Genomic DNA, 1,436 nt, shown 5'->3' on the forward strand with positions numbered 1-1,436 from the left:
TGTACTGCACCCCAAAAGTTAGACAGAAAAAATCTAATTTTTGGGGTGTTTTTATTATGAAATTAACTTATGAGGATAAAGTTCAGATCTATAAACTTAGAAAGCAAGGATATAGTATAGAGAAGCTTTCAAATAAATTTGGGATAAACAATTCTAATCTTAGGTACATGATTAAATTGATTGATCGTTACGGAATGGAGTTCGTCAAAAAAGGAAAAAATCGTTACTATTCTCCTGAATTAAAACAAGAAATGATTCATAAAGTCCTACATGAAAACTGGCCTCAAGATAGAGTTTCTCTCGAATATGCTCTCCCAAATCGTGGTATGCTTCCAAATTGGGTGGCACAATACAAGAAAAACGGGTATACTATTGTTGAGAAAACAAAAGGGAGACCATCTAAAATGGGACGTAAACCAAAGAAGAAACCCGAAGAGATGACAGAGTTAGAACGTCTTCAAGCAGAAAACGAGTACCTGAGAGCGGAGAATGCTATCCTAAAAAAGTTGAGAGAACTCCGCTTGAAGGAGGAAAAAGAGAAAGAAGAAAGACAGAAATTATTCAAGAATTAATGACTGAGTTTTCGTTAAATATTCTTCTAAAAGCCATTAAACTAGCACGTTCGACCTACTATTATCACTTGAAACAGCTAGATAAACCAGATAAGGACCAAGAGCTTAAAGCTGAAATTCAATCCATCTTTATCGAACACAAGGGAAATTATGGTTATCGTCGGATTCATTTAGAACTAAGAAATCGTGGTTATCTGGTAAATCATAAAAGAGTTCAGCGCTTGATGAAAGTGCTCAATTTACAAGCTAGAATCCGCAAGAAACGCAAGTATTCTTCTCATAAAGGAGATATTGGCAAGAAGGCAGAGAATCTCATTCAACGCCAGTTTGAAGCATCGAGACCAAYGGAAAAGTGTTATACGGATGTGACAGAATTTGCCATTCCAGCAAGCGCTCAAAAGCTTTACTTATCTCCAGTTTTAGATGGCTTTAACAGCGAAATCATCGCTTATAATCTTTCTTGTTCTCCTAATTTAGAACAAGTAAAAACGATGTTGGAGCAGGCATTCACAGAGAAAAACTACGAGAATACGATTCTCCACAGTGACCAGGGCTGGCAATACCAACACGATTCTTATCATCGGTTCCTAGAGAGCAAGGGAATTCAGCCATCTATGTCACGCAAGGGCAACAGCCCAGACAACGGTATGATGGAATCTTTCTTTGGCATTCTGAAATCGGAGATGTTTTATGGTTATGAGAAGTCATTTGAGTCGCTTAACCAATTGGAACAAGCCATTGTAGACTATATTGATTACTACAACAATAAGCGAATTAAGGTAAAACTAAAAGGACTCAGTCCTGTGCAATACAGAACTAAATCCTTTGAATAAATTAATTGTCTAACTTTTGGGGGTCAGTACA

General features: G+C 36.9%; 1 protein-coding gene. It reads left to right on the forward strand.

Going from position 1 to position 1,436, the window contains the following annotated elements; genetic code table 11:
* The first annotated feature begins 56 nt into the window (after positions 1 to 56).
* A protein-coding gene (locus D2908_RS09870) for an IS3 family transposase (RefSeq protein ID WP_117306736.1) occupies positions 57 to 1,405 on the forward strand; the annotation gives its coding sequence in 2 pieces (ribosomal slippage) (positions 57 to 498 and positions 498 to 1,405; 1,350 coding nt in all).
* Positions 1,406 to 1,436 lie beyond the last annotated feature (31 nt).

The sequence above is a fragment of the Streptococcus sp. LQJ-218 genome, assembly GCF_003428885.1.
GTDB lineage: Bacteria > Bacillota > Bacilli > Lactobacillales > Streptococcaceae > Streptococcus.